The 21,426-nt window shown below is 34.6% G+C and carries 19 protein-coding genes; 5 read left to right on the top strand and 14 right to left on the bottom strand.

The window, feature by feature from the left end; translation table 11 throughout:
- Nucleotides 1–101: 101 nt before the first annotated feature.
- From pnpS to citZ, 5 genes are all read right to left on the bottom strand, one after another.
- Nucleotides 102–1,463: a two-component system histidine kinase PnpS gene (gene pnpS, locus ABC346_RS11545; protein WP_413234982.1), complete on the bottom strand. Its 1,362-nt coding sequence runs from the start codon at nucleotides 1,461–1,463 to the stop codon at nucleotides 102–104.
- Complete coding sequence (locus ABC346_RS11540) at nucleotides 1,463–2,155, bottom strand: response regulator transcription factor (RefSeq protein WP_413234981.1); 693 nt, start codon at nucleotides 2,153–2,155, stop codon at nucleotides 1,463–1,465. Before ABC346_RS11540 ends, pnpS begins: the two co-directional genes overlap by 1 nt.
- Nucleotides 2,156–2,773: 618 nt before the next feature.
- Entirely contained in the window at nucleotides 2,774–3,712 is a 939-nt protein-coding gene (mdh, locus tag ABC346_RS11535; protein WP_413234980.1) for a malate dehydrogenase, read from the bottom strand.
- A gap of 118 nt (nucleotides 3,713–3,830) precedes the next feature.
- On the bottom strand, nucleotides 3,831–5,099 hold the full coding sequence (gene icd / locus ABC346_RS11530) for an NADP-dependent isocitrate dehydrogenase (protein WP_413234979.1): 1,269 nt from the start codon (nucleotides 5,097–5,099) through the stop codon (nucleotides 3,831–3,833).
- A 52-nt stretch (nucleotides 5,100–5,151) separates the two neighbouring features.
- Nucleotides 5,152–6,273, bottom strand: a complete 1,122-nt coding sequence (gene citZ, locus ABC346_RS11525) for a citrate synthase (RefSeq protein ID WP_413234978.1) — start codon at nucleotides 6,271–6,273, stop codon at nucleotides 5,152–5,154.
- A gap of 514 nt (nucleotides 6,274–6,787) precedes the next feature.
- Here citZ and ytvI point away from each other — a divergent pair.
- Entirely contained in the window at nucleotides 6,788–7,894 is a 1,107-nt protein-coding gene (ytvI, locus tag ABC346_RS11520; RefSeq protein WP_413234977.1) for a sporulation integral membrane protein YtvI, read from the top strand.
- A 1-nt stretch (nucleotide 7,895) separates the two neighbouring features.
- On the opposite strand, the gene ABC346_RS11515 is transcribed toward ytvI, so the two are convergent.
- From ABC346_RS11515 to dnaE, 8 genes are all read right to left on the bottom strand, one after another.
- Nucleotides 7,896–8,291 (bottom strand): FxsA family protein, encoded by a 396-nt coding sequence (locus ABC346_RS11515; protein ID WP_413234976.1) that lies wholly within the window; start codon nucleotides 8,289–8,291, stop codon nucleotides 7,896–7,898.
- Between the two features lie 161 nt (nucleotides 8,292–8,452).
- Nucleotides 8,453–10,213: a pyruvate kinase gene (pyk, locus tag ABC346_RS11510; protein WP_413234975.1), complete on the bottom strand. Its 1,761-nt coding sequence runs from the start codon at nucleotides 10,211–10,213 to the stop codon at nucleotides 8,453–8,455.
- 113 nt (nucleotides 10,214–10,326) lie between these two features.
- A complete protein-coding gene (gene pfkA / locus ABC346_RS11505) occupies nucleotides 10,327–11,286 on the bottom strand; it encodes a 6-phosphofructokinase (RefSeq protein ID WP_413234974.1) in 960 nt (319 codons plus the stop codon).
- Nucleotides 11,287–11,458: 172 nt separating this feature from the next.
- Nucleotides 11,459–12,412 carry an acetyl-CoA carboxylase carboxyl transferase subunit alpha gene (accA, locus tag ABC346_RS11500; RefSeq protein WP_413234973.1) on the bottom strand — a complete coding sequence of 318 codons (954 nt, stop codon included), beginning with the start codon at nucleotides 12,410–12,412 and terminating at the stop codon, nucleotides 11,459–11,461.
- Nucleotides 12,409–13,302: an acetyl-CoA carboxylase, carboxyltransferase subunit beta gene (accD, locus tag ABC346_RS11495; RefSeq protein ID WP_413234972.1), complete on the bottom strand. Its 894-nt coding sequence runs from the start codon at nucleotides 13,300–13,302 to the stop codon at nucleotides 12,409–12,411. Before accD ends, accA begins: the two co-directional genes overlap by 4 nt.
- Nucleotides 13,303–13,395: 93 nt before the next feature.
- A complete protein-coding gene (locus ABC346_RS11490; protein WP_413234971.1) occupies nucleotides 13,396–14,004 on the bottom strand; it encodes a FadR/GntR family transcriptional regulator in 609 nt (202 codons plus the stop codon).
- 15 nt (nucleotides 14,005–14,019) lie between these two features.
- Nucleotides 14,020–15,255 (bottom strand): NADP-dependent malic enzyme, encoded by a 1,236-nt coding sequence (ystJ, locus tag ABC346_RS11485; protein WP_413234970.1) that lies wholly within the window; start codon nucleotides 15,253–15,255, stop codon nucleotides 14,020–14,022.
- A 128-nt stretch (nucleotides 15,256–15,383) separates the two neighbouring features.
- Nucleotides 15,384–18,704: a DNA polymerase III subunit alpha gene (dnaE, locus tag ABC346_RS11480; RefSeq protein WP_413234969.1), complete on the bottom strand. Its 3,321-nt coding sequence runs from the start codon at nucleotides 18,702–18,704 to the stop codon at nucleotides 15,384–15,386.
- 142 nt (nucleotides 18,705–18,846) lie between these two features.
- On the opposite strand from dnaE, the gene ytrH reads away from it, so the two are divergent.
- From ytrH to ABC346_RS11465, 3 genes are all read left to right on the top strand, one after another.
- Nucleotides 18,847–19,176 carry a sporulation membrane protein YtrH gene (gene ytrH, locus ABC346_RS11475; RefSeq protein WP_413234968.1) on the top strand — a complete coding sequence of 110 codons (330 nt, stop codon included), beginning with the start codon at nucleotides 18,847–18,849 and terminating at the stop codon, nucleotides 19,174–19,176.
- Complete coding sequence (gene ytrI / locus ABC346_RS11470) at nucleotides 19,176–19,679, top strand: sporulation membrane protein YtrI (protein ID WP_413234967.1); 504 nt, start codon at nucleotides 19,176–19,178, stop codon at nucleotides 19,677–19,679. Before ytrH ends, ytrI begins: the two co-directional genes overlap by 1 nt.
- A gap of 104 nt (nucleotides 19,680–19,783) precedes the next feature.
- Nucleotides 19,784–19,987, top strand: a complete 204-nt coding sequence (locus ABC346_RS11465; protein ID WP_413234966.1) for a YtzJ family protein — start codon at nucleotides 19,784–19,786, stop codon at nucleotides 19,985–19,987.
- Nucleotides 19,988–20,046: 59 nt separating this feature from the next.
- On the opposite strand, the gene ABC346_RS11460 is transcribed toward ABC346_RS11465, so the two are convergent.
- On the bottom strand, nucleotides 20,047–20,994 hold the full coding sequence (locus ABC346_RS11460) for a DHH family phosphoesterase (protein WP_413234965.1): 948 nt from the start codon (nucleotides 20,992–20,994) through the stop codon (nucleotides 20,047–20,049).
- A gap of 114 nt (nucleotides 20,995–21,108) precedes the next feature.
- Between ABC346_RS11460 and ABC346_RS11455 the strand changes: the two genes are divergently transcribed.
- Nucleotides 21,109–21,405, top strand: a complete 297-nt coding sequence (locus ABC346_RS11455; protein WP_413234964.1) for a YtpI family protein — start codon at nucleotides 21,109–21,111, stop codon at nucleotides 21,403–21,405.
- Nucleotides 21,406–21,426 lie beyond the last annotated feature (21 nt).

Genomic DNA, 21,426 nt, shown 5'->3' with positions numbered 1-21,426 from the left:
TCTCATTAAAGAAAAGGAAAAAATACGTGAGTTTCACGTTTTCTTTAATTTTCGGATACAAAAAGAGCTGACGATTTAATACAACGTCAACTCTTTTTCATTTACTTTGGTATATAGATATGAATGGTAGTTCCTTCATTCAAGGTACTCTCTACATCTATTTTGCCTTTATGAACCTCAACAATATGCTTTACAATTGCCAAACCTAGACCTGTTCCACCTGTATTTCTACTTCTTGCTTTATCTACTCGATAAAATCGCTCAAAGACTCTTGTTTGTGATTTTTCATCCATTCCAATTCCACTATCTTTCACTTGAAAATGAATGGCATCCGTTTCCTCAGAAATAGCTAAGCAGATATTTCCTCCACTCGGTGTATAATGAATCGAGTTATCAATCAAATTGATTAGCACTTGTTTCATACGATCTTTATCTGCACGCATTGTAAGTTGTTCGGGAACCACTAGATCAAATGTCAGGTTTTTCTTTTCTGCTTTTTGTTGAAGAGGTGGCAATATCTCTTCCACCATTTTTTTTACATCATAACTATCAATTAATAGTCGAAAATCTTCTCTTTCTAGTCTTGAAAGAGCAAGTAAGTCTTCAATTAACAATTGCAATCGGTGACTTTCTTTATAAATAATTTCCATAAACTCTTTCGTAGCAGGATCCTTTATTTCATTGTCTAATAACGTTTCAGCAAAACCACGAATAGACGTAATTGGTGTACGAAGTTCATGCGATACATTTGCAACAAAATCTTTACGCATATTCTCTAACTTTTTTAGTTCGGTAATATCGTAAAGTACTAATACTGCACCTTTTAACATATTTCTATCATTAAAAATCGGCGCACCGACAACTTCTACGTAAATTTTGTTTAATCCTACTCGATGGACAAATGAATCTTTAACAGCTTTTTCATATAAAAATGTTTTCTGGACTGTTTCATGAACATTTTCATTTTCAAAAACATCATAATAAAGATATCCTCTATAATTACTTTCTTCCTCACCGAACATTTGAAGAAACTTTCGATTTACAACATGGACATATCCTTTTTCGTCAATTAGAACTAATCCACTTTGCATATTATCAACAATTGTTGTTAATTGTTCTGATTGCATTTGTTCTTGTATTGCAATTTCACTCATATTTCTTGCTAATGTATTGATTTTTACACTTAGTTCTTCCATTTCAGGACTATTACCATTATAAAATCGAGCACTATAATTTCCGTCTATAAGCCGATTGACTGTTTTTGTAGCTTTTCCAATTGGCCGTGTATAACGATTATAAAATTGGATAAATAATATCGAAATAATCATAAACTGAACAATTAATACAGCAATAACCATAATCCAATTAGACTCAGCTTGAACAATCATCCAACCAGATAATAATAAGCTCAATATAGTAATAATCATACTTGGAAGTAAAGTTCTAGAAAAAATTACTTTCATTAAACAGGCTCCTCCATTTTATAGCCCAAGCCACGTACCGTTTTGATATATACGGGCTTTTTAGAATTAGGTTCTATTTTATCTCGAAGATGACTAATGTGAACATCTACGATTCGTGTATCTCCAATAAAGTCATAATCCCACACACTACTCAATAATTGATCCCTTGAAATAACTTTCCCTTTATGCTTTGCAAGGTGATACAATAATTCAAATTCTTTTCGAGTGAATGTAATGATTTTATTATTCATTTCTGCTTCATATCTTTCAGGATAAATACTTATTTCCCCAATTTTTAATACGTGAAACCCATTGTTATTAGATAATTGCGATCGTCGTAAAATTGCTTTTACCCTTGCAATTACTTCCTTTGGACTAAAAGGTTTCGTTAGATAATCATCTGCACCCATTTCTAGACCAAGCACTTTATCAAACTCTTCATCTTTTGCTGTTAACATTAGAATTGGTGTATTTATTTGATTCATCCGTAATGTACGACACACTTCCATACCATCTATTTCAGGAAGCATTAGGTCCAATACAATTAAATCATACTTGCTTGACTCTGCCTTATTAATCGCATCTTTTCCATTGTAAGCCACATCAGTTTCAAAACCAGAATTTTCCATATTATATTTTAGTAAAGTTACAATAGATTCTTCATCATCAACGATTAATATTCGTTTACTCATCAATAGTCCCCCTAGCATATACATACCCAATTTATTACCAACTCATACATCTATATTATCATTATTATCCAGCAACGCATAACGAATCACAAAATGTTAAAAAAAATTAACATGCACATCAAACGTATTTAATATTAAAGTTGGTGATTTACATTTAAGTCTGTAAATAGTAATAATCCAAAGCGAGAAAACGAATTCTTACTATATGGAAATAAATAAAGGTTCTAAGTCAAATGTTGGGGTTGAGACAAAAGTATTTAATAAAAAGAGAAATCCAAATTAATGGGTATTGAAAACCCGCTTTAGAAATATACTGCGCTTATCCTAAGGCGGCTGATGAGTATCCGGGTGCTACGCAGTCCGGGGTCTCAACTAGGCCTTCCTCTCACAGGAGTCTCCTTATATTTCTTACGCTTATTTTACTTATCATCCGTCTTTTGACCAAAAATTGCATGCATCTCCTTTTTTGGTTTAGTGGTTTAAACATGATAACAAAAATAGGAGATTGCGTGTTTTTTATTAATTTAATTTTTCCCTTACCCCTACAATTATTTTAGAGCCTAAATAAAAACTGCTCTACAAGTCTACTAATAGACAAATAGAGCAGAATTTTTATACTTATTGAAGAACATTTAATACATTCTTAACAGATTCAGCAGATTTATCAAGTTGTGCTTTTTCTTCTTCTGTTAAATCTAACTCAATAATTTCTTCAATTCCTTCCCCACCCAAGATGGTTGGAACACCTAAATAAATATCTTGATACCCATATTCACCTTCAAGATATGCAATCGTAGGTAATACACGACGCTGATCTTTTAGAATCGCTTCAGCCATCACAGTTAAGGAAGCAGCTGGTGCATAATAAGCACTACCGTTACCTAATAGATTAACAATTTCTCCGCCACCTGTACGAGTACGCTGAACAATTGCATCTAAACGGTCTTTAGAAATTAATTTTTCTAATGGAATTCCACCAGCATAAGAATAGCGAATAAGTGGGACCATATCGTCACCATGACCACCTAATACAAAACCAGTTACATCTTTTACAGAAAGATTAAGCTCCTCTGCTACAAATGTACGGAAACGTGCGGTATCTAAAATTCCAGATTGACCAATTACACGTTCTTTTGGTAGTCCTGACTCTTGAAATACAGTATATGTCATTGCATCCACTGGATTAGTTAAAACAACAATAGTTGTATTTGGTGAGTAATGTACAACTTCTTTTGTAACTGACTTCATAATATTAGCATTTGTATTTACAAGATCATCACGACTCATTCCTGGCTTACGGGCAATACCAGCTGTAATAATTACTAGGTCGGACCCTTCTGTATCAGCATAATTAGATGTACCAGTAATCTTTGCATCAAACCCTTGAACAGGAGCTGCTTCTGCCATATCTAGCGCTTTTCCTTTTGTAGGGTCTTCCATATCAGGTATATCAACTAGTACAACATCGCCTAATTCTTTTTGCGCTACCATTAAAGCAGTTGTTGCACCAGTAAAACCCGAACCAATTACTGATATCTTTTTACGTTTTAATCCCATCGTAATATCTCCTTTATCGTAAGATCTAATTTCACAAATGAAAAGAGTAGGAATGAAGAAACAGAATTTCCAATTGAATATCTAATTCTCATTCCTACTTCATCATCCATTTGTTGCTTTACATATTTTTAATTAGTTCTTGTCCAAATTCAGAGCATTTCACCTCTGTTGCTCCATCCATTAGGCGTGCAAAGTCATACGTAACTACTTTTGAACCAATTGTCTTATCCATTGATTTCGTAATTAAGTCTGCAGCTTCTCTCCACCCTAAATGTTCTAACATAAGTACAGCAGAAAGAATAACAGAAGAAGGATTTACTTTGTCCAACCCTGCGTACTTAGGTGCAGTCCCATGTGTTGCTTCAAAAATCGCGTGTCCAGTATCATAATTGATGTTTGCTCCAGGCGCAATTCCGATTCCACCTACTTGTGCTGCAAGTGCATCAGAAATGTAGTCACCATTTAAATTCATTGTAGCTACAACATCAAATTCTTTTGGACGAGTAAGAACCTGTTGTAAGAAAATGTCAGCAATTGCATCTTTAACAAGAATTTTACCAGAAGCAAGTGCTTCGTCTTGTGCTTTATTAGCAGCATCCTTACCTTCTGCTTCTACAATACGATCATACTCTGCCCATGTAAATACTTTATCACCGTATTCTTGTTCAGCTACTTCGTAACCCCAATTCTTAAATGCACCTTCTGTAAATTTCATGATGTTACCTTTATGTACTAAAGTAACATTTTTACGACCTTCATTAAGTGCATAGTCAATCGCTGAACGCACTAATCGTTTCGTACCTTCTTCAGATACTGGTTTCACACCAATTCCAGACGTTTCTGGGAAGCGAATATTTTTTACTCCCATTTCTTCTTTTAGGAAGTTAATTACTTTCTTCACTTCGTCAGATCCTTTTTGCCATTCTATTCCAGCATAGATATCTTCCGTATTCTCACGGAAAATAACCATATCTACTTCTTCTGGACGTTTTACTGGGGAAGGAACTCCTTCAAAATAACGAACTGGTCGTAAACATGTAAATAAATCTAACTCTTGGCGTAATGCTACATTAAGAGAACGAATACCCCCACCAATTGGTGTAGTTAAAGGTCCTTTTATAGCAATCTTATATTCATTAATTTTATCAAGTGTATCTTTTGGTAACCATTCACCAGTTTTGTCATATGCTTTTTGACCAGCATATACTTCCATCCACTCAATATTTTTCTTACCATCATAAGCCTTTTCAACTGCCGCTTCTATAACTTTTTGAGCAGAAGCCCAAATATCTGGTCCTGTTCCATCTCCTTCAATAAATGGAATAATCGGTGTATCAGGTACATTCATTTTTCCGTTTTCTACTATAATTTTTTCTCCTTGTGTCATTACAATACCTCCCAAATGTTATTCGCAATGTATCTTCTTTAGTTTATCTATATTAACCTCTTTGTTCAATAGAAACATAGTCACGTAATTCTGGACCTGTGTACTCTGCACGCGGACGAATTAAGCGATTATTTTCATATTGTTCTAGAATATGAGCAATCCATCCTGAAGTACGACTTACGGCAAATAAAGGTGTGAAAATATCATGATCAAGACCTAAACTATGATATACTGATGCACTGTAAAAGTCTACATTTGCAGGAAGCCCTTTATTTTCTTTAATATAATCTTCTATTTTTACTGACATATTATACCATTTTTCTTGCCCTGTTAATTTTGTAAGCTCTTTAGACATCTCTCGTAAAAACTTAGCACGAGGATCCCCTGTACGGTATACACGATGACCCATACCCATAACTTTTTCTTTATTTGCTAATTTTTCTTCAATATAAGGAATAGCATTTTCCTCTTCACCAATTTCAGTTAGCATTTTCATTACGTTTTCATTCGCACCACCATGTAATGGTCCTTTTAATGCTCCAATTGCTGCTGTTATACCTGAATAAATATCAGATAATGTTGCCACACATACACGGGCAGTGAAAGTAGATGCATTTAATTCATGATCAGCATGAAGTACGAGCGCTTTATTAATTGCTTCAACTTCGATATCCTCAGGTTCTTTATCATTAAGCATATATAAGAAGTTTTCTGCATAGCTAAGTTCTTTCTTCGGTTTTACTGGCTCTTGCCCTTTACGAATGCGAGAAAAAGACGTTACGATCGTTGCAATCTGTGCTTGAATACGCACCGCTTTTCGTTTGTTAGCTGATTCATCCATAACATCTGCTTCATTATCATAAAGCCCCAGCAATGATATTGCAGTACGTAATGCGGCCATTGGGTGAACCGTACTTAAATCATAGGAACGTAAGTGATCAATAATTGCATCAGGTATTTCCATATTTTCAGCCAATTGAGTTTTTAATTCATCCAATTCAGACTTATTTGGTAATTTTTGATTCCAAAGCAGATAAATAATCTCTTCAAAGCTTGAATTTTCAGCCAAATCATCAATTCTATACCCTACATAGGATAGTTGATCATCAATAATCGAACTAATCGATGACTGCGTAGCGACAATACCTTCTAACCCCTTTGTCGATGCTGTCAAAATAACCCTCTCCTTTTTAAAAAATATTCAAGCATTACTAAGAATGCGAATTATAATATAAGACAATTACAGGCTATTTCCTCTTAACCATTGTTCATCACATTGGCAAAGAATGTCAATTTTAATCTTTAAAACTGACAAAAAGAGCCTATTTTTGTCTACCCCAAGTATCATTATAAAGTATAATTCGTTGATTGTGAAATGAAACCGTTTAATGTTTTAATATTTACTTAAATCTACCAATTAAGACGACGTTATGTCGCTTTCCTTTCGTTATAGCCTTTATTGCTCAATATTGCTTCTTTTTTTGATTGTTACTTCATAAACTAGTACAAGCTATTAAGTAAAACTTTATTCAGTGGGGTTTTGATAATTCCCCCATGAATGTTAATTAAATAGAATCGGACATTGATGGCAGTTTATTCCTCACTTATCCTCTATGGGCCATAGCCTTATTGTCTTGAAGTGAGATTACTGCCCATTACATGCAGGACAAAAAGCGGGGGAAATCATTATGAGTACTGAACTGATTCAAAAATTTTTCAGAGCAATTATCATTATCGGAACAATCTTAACTATTGTAGCTGTTATATATTTTAGTTTTCCGTATATATATCCCATTCTTATTGCTTACATCCTTGCACTTTTATTTCAACCCATGGTTCTTTGGTTTGAAAACAGATTAAAACTTCCTAAAATCCCCGCGATCATTATTACGGTTACTGTTTTCTTAACCATTTGTACAGGTGCATTATTTTTAGCGATTACGGAATTATACCAAGGCACTCTTTTTCTCGCAGATAAGATCCCCAGCCATTATCAACAATTTGTTTTATATTTAGAAAATATGTTCAATACTCATATTTTACCTATGTATGAAAAAGTTCTTTCATATATTGATTCATTAGATCAAGGATATCAACAGACTGTTAAAAACTATATCGCCACACTTAGTGATTTAATTGCATCTGGAGGAGCTTCTTTTTTGCAAGTAGCAATAAGTAATATACCAATGTTCATTGCTGCAATTCCTAGCTCTATAACGAACATCGTTTTTATCCTTATTGCTTCTTGCATGATTAGTTATGAAATGGATCGAATTCACTCATTTTTCAAAAGTATCTTCCCTACTCACATACAATCTATTCAAAATAAAATAGCCTCCCATTTTAAACACGCGGTGGTTGGCTATTTTCGTGCACAATTAATACTAGTATTTACGACAGCATGCATTATACTTATCGGTTTGCTCATCCTGAAAGTGGAACATGCTTTAACAATTGTTCTATTTGCTGCTATTGCAGATATAATCCCATACGTTGGTACGGGGATTATCTTTATTCCATGGATAATCTTTAATTTTTTTAGTGGAAATTATGCATTAACGATCGGACTATCAATACTTTATGGGTTTGTTGTTATACTTCGACAAATTCTAGAACCCAAAGTATTATCTTCATCGATTGGTATTCATCCACTAATAATGCTTATTGGAATGTTCGTCGGTATAAAAGTACTTGGGTTTATTGGATTATTTCTATCCCCAATATTACTTGTTCTTATTAAAGGTTTAATGGAAACTGGTGCATTCCATCTGCTATTTAAATATATCAAGGGATAAACTACCAACGTCGATAAATAATTGCTCCCTTACCCATCATACGTGTCATTAATCGTTTTAATTGATGCTTAATCAAGTTCCTTGTCCATGGTAATACAAGTATTAGACCCACTGCATCTAAAATAAATCCGGGGAATATGAGTAATATAGCTCCAATAAATAAAGCAATACTATCCATTAATTCTTCAGCAGGAGCATATCCTTGTTGCATTTGTAGTTGAGCTTTTTTAAAAGTTTCTGCTCCTTGTTGCCGAACAAAGTAAAAGCCAAATAGCCCTGTTGCAATAATCAATCCTGCAACCCACCATGGACCTATAAGATTACCTAGCCATATAAATGTTCCTATTTCAAGTGCAGGGATAACAATCAACAATAACAAGAAAAATCTTAATTGCATTTGTAATCATCCTTTCCTCTCTATTTTATCATGGAAAATAACTAGAAAGAAATTTGGTGATAGCATTATCCTAAAATCGCTAAATGGATGAGTATTTTTGAATTAAAAAAGGTTCCTAACCTATAAAATGGCAGGAACCTTTACAACTATTTATTTCAACATTACAATACACCTGCATGGCCAGCGTAAATATCTCCACGGTTACCATCAACCGTAATATCTTGTCCATCTTGAAGGATTTCAAATACATTATCTACTCCTACAATAACAGGAATACCAAGGCTTAATCCAACAACAGCTGCATGGGAAGTTAATCCACCTTCCTCAGTTATGATTGCTGCTGCTTTTTCAATTGCAGGCATCATTTCTTTGTCTGTAGCGTAAGTTACTAAAATATCACCGTCTTGAACTTTCGCTATAGCTTCTTCATTGGTTTTAGCAAATACGGCATGTCCATATGCACTTTTTCTGCCTATTCCTTGTCCTTTAGCAATCACATCGCCAATGACATGAACTTTTAACAAGTTAGTTGTTCCACTCTCTCCAACAGGCACACCTGCTGTTATAATCACACGACTTCCTCTACTGCAAATGCCAGTATTTAATCCTTTATCAACAGCAATTTCAAGCATCTCGTCTGTAGAAGTTGCTGGCTTACCAAGAACAGCATGCACTCCCCAAACTAAGGAAAGTTGACGATTTACTACCTCGTTGAAAGTAACAGCGAGAATAGAAGCTTTCGGACGATACTTAGAAATCATTCTTGCAGTATGTCCACTTTCTGTCGGTGTGATAATTGTATCAACATCTAAATTAGATGCTGTATGGGTAACTGATTGACTAATTGCTTCAGTTATAGTCATATCAACATATTGTGAACGCTCTTCTAACATTTGCTTATGATCCAGCGCAGATTCAGCTTTTAATGCAATATTACTCATTGTTTGAACAGATTCTACTGGGTAGATTCCAGCAGCTGTCTCCCCAGAAAGCATAATAGCATCCGTACCATCAAAAATTGCATTAGCGACGTCTGATGCTTCCGCACGTGTTGGACGTGGATTACGTTGCATAGAATCTAACATTTGTGTAGCAGTAATTACTGGCTTTCCAGCATTATTACATTGCTTAATTAATTTTTTCTGAACTAATGGTACATCTTCTGCTGGGATTTCCACTCCTAAATCTCCACGAGCTACCATTAATCCATCACTTACTTCAAGAATGCTATCGATATTATCGACACCTTCTTGATTCTCGATTTTAGGAATAATTTTAATATATTGTGCTTGATGTTGATCAAGTACTTCTTTAATTTCTAGAATATCTGAAGCTCGACGTACGAAAGATGCAGCAATAAAATCAACTTCTTGTTCGATTCCAAAAATTATGTCATTTGTATCCTTTTCTGTTATACCAGGAAGATTTACAGAAACGTTAGGAACATTAACACCTTTTTTGTTTTTGATTTCTCCAGAGTTCAGTGCGATTGTTTCAATTTCACCTTTAGTTTTATCAATAGATTTTACTTCTAATTCAATAAGTCCATCATCTAATAGAATTTTGGAACCCTCATGTACATCATCGATAAGCCCTTGGTATGTAACAGAGAATTTCTCAGCCGTTCCCTCTACTTCAGCCATGGCGATAGTTACAGGTTGACCTTGTATAAGATCTGCTCTACCTTCTTTAAAGCTTCCCGTGCGAATTTCTGGACCTTTAGTATCTAGAAGTATAGCTACCGTTTTATTTTTATTCTTTGCTGCTTTACGGATATTCTCAATTCGTGCTCCATGCTCTTCATAATCCCCATGGGAAAAGTTTAAACGAGCTACATTCATCCCAGCTTCTATAAGTTGCTCTAATTTTTCAATTGATTCTGATGCAGGACCAATTGTACATACGATTTTTGTGTTTCTCATTATATATCCTCCTTGATGTTGCTGCATAATTCCTTGTTAATTCACTTAAATGAATTCATTTTAACATCCGATAAGTTAGTTATAAGCATATCCGATAAAATTGACTCATATCCTTAGATTGATAATTCTTTAGAAAGTTTATACATTCCTTTATCAATTGTATGTTCAACGTTGAACACTTCATCGAATGTATAATCCACTAACATGTTTTTTTGAATACCTACCATTCTGCCGCCTTGATTATCAATCAATAACTCTACAGATCTGGCTCCTAATCGACTTGCCAGAACACGATCTTGCCCAGTTGGTGAACCACCACGTTGGATATGACCTAATACAGTTACTCGAGTTTCAAGTTTTGCAACTTCTTCAATTCGCTTCCCGAATTCGAAGCCACTACCAACACCTTCAGCTAATAAGATAATGCTATGTTTTTTGCCACGGTCATGTCCATTTTTTAATCGTTGAACAATATCGGCAAATTCTTCTTTTTCTTCTGGTATTAATATACTTTCTGCGCCAACAGCTAATCCTGCCCATAGCGCTAGATCACCAGCATCTCTTCCCATTACTTCAATAATATAAGTCCTTTCATGGGATGTGGCAGTATCACGTACTTTATCGACAGCATCGATAATTGTATTTAAGGATGTATCAAAACCAATTGTATAATCTGTTCCCGCAATATCATTATCAATTGTTCCCGGAACACCTATACATGGAAAACCTTTTTCAGTTAATTTTTTTGCACCTTGGAAGCTTCCATCTCCTCCAATAACAACTAAACCATCTATATTATGTTTTTTAAGTTGCTCGATTGCTCGAATCTGACCTTCCTCGGTTTTAAATTCCTCACTTCTAGCAGAAAAAAGGATTGTACCACCTCGATGAATGATATCACCTACAGATCCTAATGTCATTCTTTCAATATTACCTTCCATTAGTCCTTGATAGCCATTTTTAATGCCATATACTTCAAGGTCATGATAGATCGCCTTACGAACAACAGCTCGAATAGCAGCGTTCATACCAGGAGAATCTCCGCCACTTGTTAATACTCCTATTCTTTTCATGAATTGTTCACCCCAATTAGATTATCATTAAATGCCAAAGTACTAACTATATATTTAAAGATAAAGAAAAAAACTTTAAATATCAATTAAAAACCCCACAACCTACTCATTTTACAAAATTTCTCGCAAAAATAAAAGGCTGATATAAAAATTTTATCAGCCTTTGTATTTATTAAGACATGAATGTCCCCATTTGTTTATATTTTTGCCACCTTTTATTTACTAACTCATTTGCCGAAAGTAACATTAGTTCATCTAAGGATTGTTGGATCATATTATCAATCAATTCTGCTTGTGAATCGACATCCCGGTGAGCTCCACCTTTTGGTTCTGAAATTACTTGATCTATTATACCTAATTCCTTTAGGTCTGGTGCAGTAATTTTCATGGATTCAGCTGCTTTTTTTGCTTGAGTTGAATCCTTCCATAAAATTGCAGCAGCACCTTCAGGTGAAATCACCGAATATGTAGAGTTCTCTAACATATGAATATGATTTCCAACACCTAGACCGAGTGCTCCTCCACTACCACCTTCACCAATGACAATACATATAATTGGAACCTGTAAGCCTGCCATCTCCATAAGGTTTTTCGCAATTGCTTCACTTTGTCCTCGTTCTTCAGCAGCTTTTCCAGGATAAGCACCTTTTGTATCAATAAACGTTATAATCGGTCTATTGAATTTCTCAGCTTGTTGCATATGTCGTAATGCTTTACGATATCCTTCTGGATGCGGCATACCAAAGTTTCTTCGTATATTTTCTTTTGTGTCCTTCCCTCGCTGATGTCCTATTACTGTAACTGGAGAATTTTTATAATATCCAATACCTGATACTATTGCTTCATCTTCACCATAGAAACGGTCCCCGTGAAACTCAATGAAATCCGTAAAAATACGTTCAATATAATCTAATGTTGTAGGACGATTAGGATGCCTAGCCATCTGTACTCGATTCCATGGTTTTAAATTCCCATAAATATCCTCTTCAAGTTTGGCTAGTCTTTCTTCTAGCGTTTCAATCTCTTTTGTTAAATCTATCTCACTATTTTCAGTAAACGATTTTAATTCTACTATTTTTTCTTTAAGATTTACAATTGGTTTTTCAAAATCTAGTATTGGAGTCATTTGGGTTGCCCTCCATCCACATGCATTTTAAGTAACTTGCCAAGTGTATCCTTCATATCGTGTCGATGAATCACTTTATCAACTTGTCCATGGTGTAATTGAAACTCCGCAGTTTGAAAATCATGTGGTAACTTCTCTCGAATAGTTTGTTCAATAATCCTTCTTCCTGCAAAACCAATTAATGCCCCCGGTTCTGCAAAATTATAATCTCCAATGGAAGCGAAACTTGCAGAAACCCCACCAGTAGTCGGATGAGTCATCACAGAGATCATTAAACCTCCACTATCTCGAAATCGTTTTACTGCAAAAGATGTTTTTGCCATCTGCATTAAACTTAAGACGCCTTCTTGCATACGGGCACCACCAGAAGCAGTAAAAATTACAAAAGGCGTCGATTCTTCTCTTGCTGCTTCAATTGCATTTGTAATTTTCTCTCCAATTGCAGATCCCATACTTCCCATTCGAAAGTGAGAATCCATAACTGCAAAAGCAATTGGGACGTCATTTATATTCCCTTTGCCAGTAACCACACCTTCATTAAGAGATGTTTTTTCACGATCTTTTGCAATCTTACTCTCGTATTCAGGAAAATCTAATGGATTTGCAGAGGTAATTTCCTTATCCCATTCCTCAAATGTTCCGTTGTCAAATAAACTATCAATTCGGTCCCATGCTGTCATAGGATGATGAAAACCACAATTAGGGCATACATGCAAAGCTTTTACCATTTCTTTACGATAGTATATTTTTTTGCAGTTTGAACATTTTTGCATCAAACCTTCAGGTACATCCATCTTTGCTTTTTCACTTGGAATGGATGCATATTTTTTTCGCTTGCCGAAGAGATCTTTTATTAGCAAGTCTATTCCCCCTTTTGTACACCTGGACATGCGGTATAAAACCACTATATAGATAATTAACTGAAAAAAGTATCGAAACTCGTCGAGTATATCTAAAAAATTGATATTGATACATCTTTGATTTTAAGAAGGGTTCGAAAAGATGGATTCAATTGATCCATAGTCTTTATCCCGAATAAGCTTAATCAATCGAGGATAAAATCCATCGATATAATAATGTTTTGGCACGGTAGATGAAAACTCTTCTAAGAGCATCCAAATTCGATCCATTAACAAATTATTCGTCTTTTTTAACAAAAAGGAAAAGAAATAATGATGTAAATCGTCATCTTCTCTATACAATTGATCTATTTTCTCTAATTCTTCTATATCCGATTCGGTTAGATGTTCTATCGCAAGTTTAGTTGCTTCTTTTTCAATTATTTGTTTGGTCCATGGTATTTCATGCTTTATATTATTTTGAGTCAAGATAAACGAAGATAGCAATTCAACTGTTTGAAAGGATTGATAAGAATTAAGAAATGTTCCTTCTCCATGTCTTGTTTCTATTAATCCTATTAATTCTAATGCTCGTAAAGCTTCTCTTATGGAAGATCTTCCAGCATTAAGTTTATCTGAAAGTTCTCTCTCAGAAGGAAGCTTGTCCCCTGCATTTAATTGATTTATCTCTATATAGCGCTGTAATTCCTTAATCACGCTTTGATAAACCTTTTGTTTATTTGTCATAGTCATGCGGGGATTCACTCCTTAATTCTTCTGCTGTGTTAATTTCCTTGTCTTTTCTGCCACTTCTTCAGGATCAACATTCATTCTAGCAACTCCTGTGCTCATAGCAGCTTTTGCCACATGGGAAGCTACCAATGGTGCAACTCTTTCGTCAAACGGCGATGGAATAACATAATCATCATGTAACTCTTCTTCCGAAATCAGCGTTGCAATTCCTTCAGCAGCAGCTACTTTCATCTCTTCATTAATTCTTGTCGCTCTGACATCTAGCGCTCCTCGGAATATCCCAGGAAAAGCCAACACATTATTAACTTGATTGGCAAAGTCAGAACGCCCTGTCCCAATAACTCTCGCTCCGGCTTCCTTCGCATCCTCTGGAAGTATCTCTGGATCTGGATTCGCCATTGCAAATATAATTGCATCATCATTCATGCTTCTTACCATATCTTTTGATAATGCTCCACCAACAGAAACACCAATAAATACATCTGCACCCTCAAGCACATCAGCAAGACTACCTTCAACTTTATTGGCGTTGGTATATTTAGCAACACTGTCTTTTACCGTATTCATCCCATATGGGCGTCCCTCATATATTGCACCTTTAGAATCACACATAATCATATCTCGTACGCCAAAGCTTTGTAATAAACGAATAATTGCGATACCAGCCGCTCCGGCCCCATTGGCTACTACTTTAATCTCAGAGAATTTCTTTCCAACCAGTTTTAATGCATTAATTAATCCAGCTACTGTAACAATAGCTGTACCATGTTGATCATCATGAAAAATAGGAATATTAGTCTCACTCTTTAATCTATCTTCAATAATAAAACAGTTAGGAGCTGCTATATCCTCTAAATTTACTCCACCGAAATTCGGTTCTAATAATTTAACTGTTTGAACAATCTGTTCTACATCGTGTGTATCTACACAAATTGGGAACGCATCAACTCCAGCAAAACCTTTAAATAATACTGCTTTCCCTTCCATTACTGGTAGTGCTGCTTCTGGTCCGATATTTCCTAATCCCAATACCGCTGATCCATCACTTACTACCGCAACCATGTTACCCTTCATCGTATAGTCATAGACAGTTTCTTTTCGGTCATAGATTTCTTTACATGGTTCTGCTACACCAGGAGAATAAGCTAAACTTAAATCCTTTGCATCTTTTACGGGAACCTTTGTATTTATTTCTAGTTTACCTTGCTTTACTTTATGTAAATGCAAAGCTTCATCTCTTAAGTTTGCCATAACAGTACCTCTCCTTTTAGACTTCGTTATCGATAATTCATATTTTATAATTGCGATACCACAAGTGGTCAGACCACTTGTGACCTCTATATTATAACAAATGATATAAAAGTGTAAAGTCATCACTACTATTTCAATGCCACATTCTCTTTACCAAAATAGCTTTCTAATTGTTTCTGTATTCGGCTATCAACTCGTAAAAAATAGTTTTCTGAAAGCCGATAAGACTGATTTAAATCTCTATCATAAACGATGATTGGTATCGCTCCAGGTTCTGATTCAGCTAGTTGTCTCAATTTTTCCACGACCTGGACTCTTCTGCTAGAATGTGTTCGTATAAAAACTTCCCCTGAAGGTTTTTGTTCCTCGAGATCATTTACTTGGAATGGAGAACCTGATTGAATGACTATTTGTAGTCTTTGTTTTCTATCTTCCACCACTCCAGATAATTGTAATAACATTCCTTCTTCAACTTTATTGCTTATTTGTCTAAATAAATCGGGGAATATTACAGCATCCACTTCAAACTCTTCATCACTTATCGTTAAAAAAGCCATTCTTTCTCCCCGTTTTGTCCGAATAACCTTCACTGTATCTACAATTACTACTGCATGTACGACTTTTCTTGTATTTACTAATTTCATTGCATGAGATAGTGTAATTTTTCCCGCTTGTCGTAATTGTTTACGATATTCTTTAAGTGGATGACTGGAGACATAGAATCCGAGAAGTTCTTTTTCATCACTCAATTTTCTAATTTTGGTAAAATCTTCTATTTCTGTATAACTTTCCACCATTTCTAATTGATCTTGGAATAAACTCGGTTGATCTAGAAATTCTTTAAATAGTTCCCTTTGTTCAATGGCTTGATCTATCGAAGCAAGTAAACTAGCTCGATTATTATAGATAGAATCGAATACCCCCACAAGCACAAGATTTTCAATAATAGTTCTAGAGACTATTTTTAAATTGACTCGCATACAAAAATCAAAAAAGTTTTTAAATGCCCCTTGTTTTCGAATCTGAATGATCTCCTGAATTGGTTGTATCCCAATTCCGTTAATAGCACTAAGTCCCATACGAATATCATTACCTTCTACCACATACTTTCCAAAACTTTTATTAATATCTGGTGGCAGTATATTGCGATTAAGTCTTTTAAATTCCTGAATATAAGTATTAATCTTCTCCTGTTGATTTCTGACACCACTAATTAATTCAGCATAGAATGCACTTGGGTAATGAGCTTTCATATAAGCTAATTGATAAGATATTTTACTATAAGCTACTGCATGACTACGTGGAAAGCCGTAATTAGCAAATCTTACAATCCAACTAAAAATTTCATCTGCGACTTCTTTTTCATACCCGTTATTTATACAACCATCAATAAATACTTGCTTTTGTTTATATATATCTGATTCTTTCTTTTTACTTACAGCTCGACGAAGTATATCTGCTTCACCTAACGTAAACCCAGCAATCTTATTAGCAATTTGCATTATCTGTTCTTGATAAACAAGCACTCCATAAGTCTTACTTAGAATAGGTTTTAAATCAGGATGTGGATAGCTAACAGGTTCTAAATTCTTCTTTCTTCTAATATATACAGGGATAAAATCCATTGGACCTGGACGATACAACGCATTTACTGCAACAATATCTTCAAAAGTAGATGGCATTAGATCTTTTAAAACCTTCTTCATCCCATCAGATTCTAATTGGAAAACCCCATTTGTATGACCTTTTCTCAATAATTGAAAAGTGGTTTCATCTTGTTCAGGAATTTCATCAAGGTGTAAGGGACGATGTTTACTAGAGGTAATGGCTTTATTCACTTTTTCAATTAAAGATAAATTACGAAGTCCCAAAAAGTCCATTTTCAGCAAACCAATAGTTTCTAGTTCACCCATTGCATATTGTGTTAAATAAGTTTGATTGGTTCCAGTTGTCAATGGGACATGATTTGTTAATTTATTCTTACTTATAACTACACCTGCTGCGTGCGTTGAAACATTTCTTGGGATTCCTTCTAACTTTACAGCTATAGAAAACAATAACTTTAACTTAGGTGATTGCTTTACGTACACTTTTAACTCTTCTTTTTCTTGTAGTATTTCTGTAAGTGTTCGGTTCGATTGAGATGGAATTTCCCTCATTACATAATTCATATCTATTTCATGAACATCCAATGCTTTCATTAGCTCTCTTAATACAGATCTTGCAGCAAATGTGCCAAACGTAATAATCTGTGCAACATGATCTTGTCCATATTTCTCTCTAACATAATCAATTACTTCATCTCTGCGAACATCTGAAAAGTCAACATCAATATCTGGCATGGATAACCGTTCTGGATTCAAAAATCTCTCAAATAATAGGTTATATTCTATAGGATCTACTTCAGTTATCCCTAATACATAAGCAACTATAGAACCTGCGGATGAACCACGACCTGGTCCTACAGCAATTTGATTATCCTTTGCATACTGAATAAAATCTGCCACGATTAAAAAATAATCACTATAGTTCATCGATTGAATAATTTCTAATTCATAGTGTAATCGATTCATGATTTGATCATCAGGTTCTTTGTAACACTGTTCTACTTTGCTATAGCAAAGTTGTTTTAAATAATCATCTGCTGTTAGTCCATTCGGTACAGGAAAAGAAGGAATGTGTCGCCCATTCATGTCAATTTCCAAATTGCATTTTTCTTTTATTTTTTCAGTATTTGCTATAGCTTCCGGTGCTATATGTTGAAATATTGATTCCATTTCTTTTTCAGAAGCGAAATGGAGTTGTTTATTTTTTTGATTTATTTCGGTTCCGTTCCACTTTTCACCATAACGAATTGATTGAAGACAGTCATAAGCAATATCATCATTCTCATGAAGATAACGAACTTCTTGTATGGCTGTTAAAGGTATCGAAATTGATTGTACAGACTGAACGACGTCCAAACTATGTCGATCTACTCCAATATAAAAATCTCCAACCGAAAAAAGGTTGCTCCAAGAAGGAATAGAAGTCATTATCTCCTTTGTAGAAGATTTTTTCACAAAGGAACTGACTGGCAATATACCTACAATATTATTCGTGTAGCTATTCAATAATGATTTTTCTATTTCTTTATTTTCATTTAAATTTATAATTGTACTCAATGAAATTAAATGCTGATAGCCATCATTATTTTTTGCTAAAAGAATACATGGTACTGCCTCATCCAAATGTTCGTCCTTCACCATTACCGTAAGTCCAACAATTGGCTTAATTCCATTACTAATACATGCTTGATAAAAAGAAATTACCCCGTAAAGTACTCCGACATCAGTTAGAGCTAAAGAATCATAATTTTCTTGTTTTGCTTTATTTATTAATTTAGGGATAGTAATTGTACTCTCCATTAAACTATATCCCGATTTTATATATAAATGTGTAAATGACATATAATCCCGCCTTTTGATCTTAACAAGTTAATTATAACAAGCAATGAACGAACATGTATACGGTTTTGGTTTGATCCCGCATAACCTGTACAAATATCTCATATACATGTACAAGGATACACTGCATAAGGAGAGTATGTATATGGAAGAACGGTTTTTTGCCGCCTTTATTCATTGTTTTTTTATTGCACTAGGAGTCATTATTGGAGGTTCGATTATAGGAAGCATTGGTGAGTTTGCAACTGGGGATGCAGCTCTTACTTCAATTAGCAGAATTGCTGACCGATTACGAATCTGGGCCATCGTTGCTGCCATAGGGGGTACATTTGATGCCATTGCAAATTTCGAAAAAGGATTACTAGATGGGACACCTCTAGATCTCTTTAAACAAATTCTCTTAATTTTATCAGCAATGGGCGGTGTTAAACTAGGAATTATTATTATTAATTGGTTTGTCCAAGGAGATACCTAATGCATATCCCCCCATATCATAAAAAACCCACTTGGAGATTGTTTTTTGTAGGTGTATTCTTCGGTTCCATTATTGGTTATCTAGTGATTATATATATGTATGGAACAATGTATGAAGATTTATTAAAAGAAAATATAGAATTAACGAGTGAGGTCAATGAACTAAAGAAACAAAACAATGCTTTACTTGAAGATAAAGAAGAAAGAGATGAAGAATCTCAACAACCGCTAATTGTTTCAAGTATTGAAATCATTTTTGAAGAACCGGAACGATTAAAAATGGATTTACTTATTCAAGATCAATTAAAGGCTCTGATTCGACAGGAAATTGATCATCTAATCGGAGAGGAACTAGCTACCTTATCCAAAGCAGATCAATTATTGTACTCCACTATAGAACATAAAGGTTTTGAATTAGAGGAGCTTACCTATCACTTTTCCGTAAAAAAAATTGTTATTGATACTGAATTAGAAATCGTATTATATCCCGAAGCTGTACAATAATGAATGTTATGTGACACATCTTTCCATATATAGTAAATCAACATAATATCGGCTATACTTATAATATAAAAATATAAAAACCTTAAATGAAGGGAGTTATAGTTATGTTACCCATCCATTTAAGAAGAATTCGGGATAAAAAAATGCAACTTCTTCGACAAGGTATCACTGCCTATGCGGAAACGGAAGAATTGATTCGATTAATGGAAAATTCCATTAAAAAGGAAAATATATCTGTACAATATGATTATGATCATGCTGGTTGTTGGTTTGTTCCCAATAATAATTCAAATCAAATTTCCAGTTAAGTTCCTCTTATTGAGTAAAGAGACTGAAACTTTAAATATAAGTTCTAGTCTCTTTTCTATTACATAATGTACTCCTCACATGCTCTTTCAAGCTTCGATTCTAATGCTTTTGCTTCCTCCCAGCTGTAAACAGTAGCTCCGGATGCTAATGGATGCCCGCCACCATTAAATTGTGAAGCTATTTCATTAATGATTGGTCCTTTAGAACGTAATCGTACGCGTATTTGGTCGGACTCCTCAATAAAGAACACCCACGCCTTAATACCTTTCACATCTCCTACTACTTGCACTAGCTGACTGGATTCATCCACACTAACTTTATATTTCTCTAATAATTCTGTGGTTAATTTAATGGTACATAACCCAGACGTGGATAGTTCAAAATTTTGCAATATGTGTCCACTTAACCTAGAAATTTTATCTTCTACACTATACAAAGCATTATAAATTTGCGATCGATCAAAATTAAATGTTACCAACTCTGCCGCTAATTGAAACGTTTTCTTCGTCGTGCTTGGGAACTTAAATCTCCCTGTATCCCCTACAATCCCTGCGTATAAAAGCCGTGCAGCCTCATCATTGAGTTGCAGACCTTCACTTTCACCATATATCGCTAAATCAACAATCATTTCACTAACAGAACTCGCATTAGTATTCACCCATTGAATGTCTCCGTATGTATCTGTCTCTGGGTGATGATCAATCTTAATTAACTTTTCTCCTCTATCGTATCGTTGATCATCTATACGAGGTTGGTTAGCGGTATCACATACAATAATTAAACTATCTGCATAAGTTTCATCGCTGACACTGTCCATCATATCTAAAAAACTTAAAGATGGTTCGGTTTCACCTACAATGTATACTTCCTTATTTGGAAAAGAATGCTGTATCAAATGTTTTAATCCCGATTGAGATCCAATAGCATCTGGATCGGGACGCACATGTCGATGAATTATTATCCGATTATATTGTTTTATTGCTTCGATAATTTGCTGTCTTGTCAATCTACTTCCTCCTCTATAATATCTACTTTACTCTAGCTATCCAATTGGAAAAACGTTACAATATTAACGGTATAGATTATAATATTATAGCATGAGCTAGGAGCGATTTAAAAAATGGTTATATTTCCAATATTTATTGTACTCTCTGCAGTTCTTTATATTTACTATAAGGTCGCTATTATTCGTGAAAAAGACATTCTTACACAAAGATATTTTAATGGTAAGGCAAGAATCTGTTTAGGTATATTCCTTTCAGCATTCGCGATTAATCAATATTTAAACTATTTAACACAATTAAGTCTTTTCATTGGTATTCTTTTGCTTGTTTTCGGGATTCTCCAATTAGTAAGAGGTATTGGTGAAACTAAACATTACCGAAGCGAATGGCGACGTCTTAACCCTAATGAATAAAAAGCAAAAAAACTAAAACCG

Source organism: Oceanobacillus phoenicis, assembly GCF_047238145.1.
Classification (GTDB): Bacteria; Bacillota; Bacilli; order Bacillales; family Amphibacillaceae; genus Oceanobacillus.
This window is presented reverse-complemented; position numbering and strand designations above follow the sequence as displayed.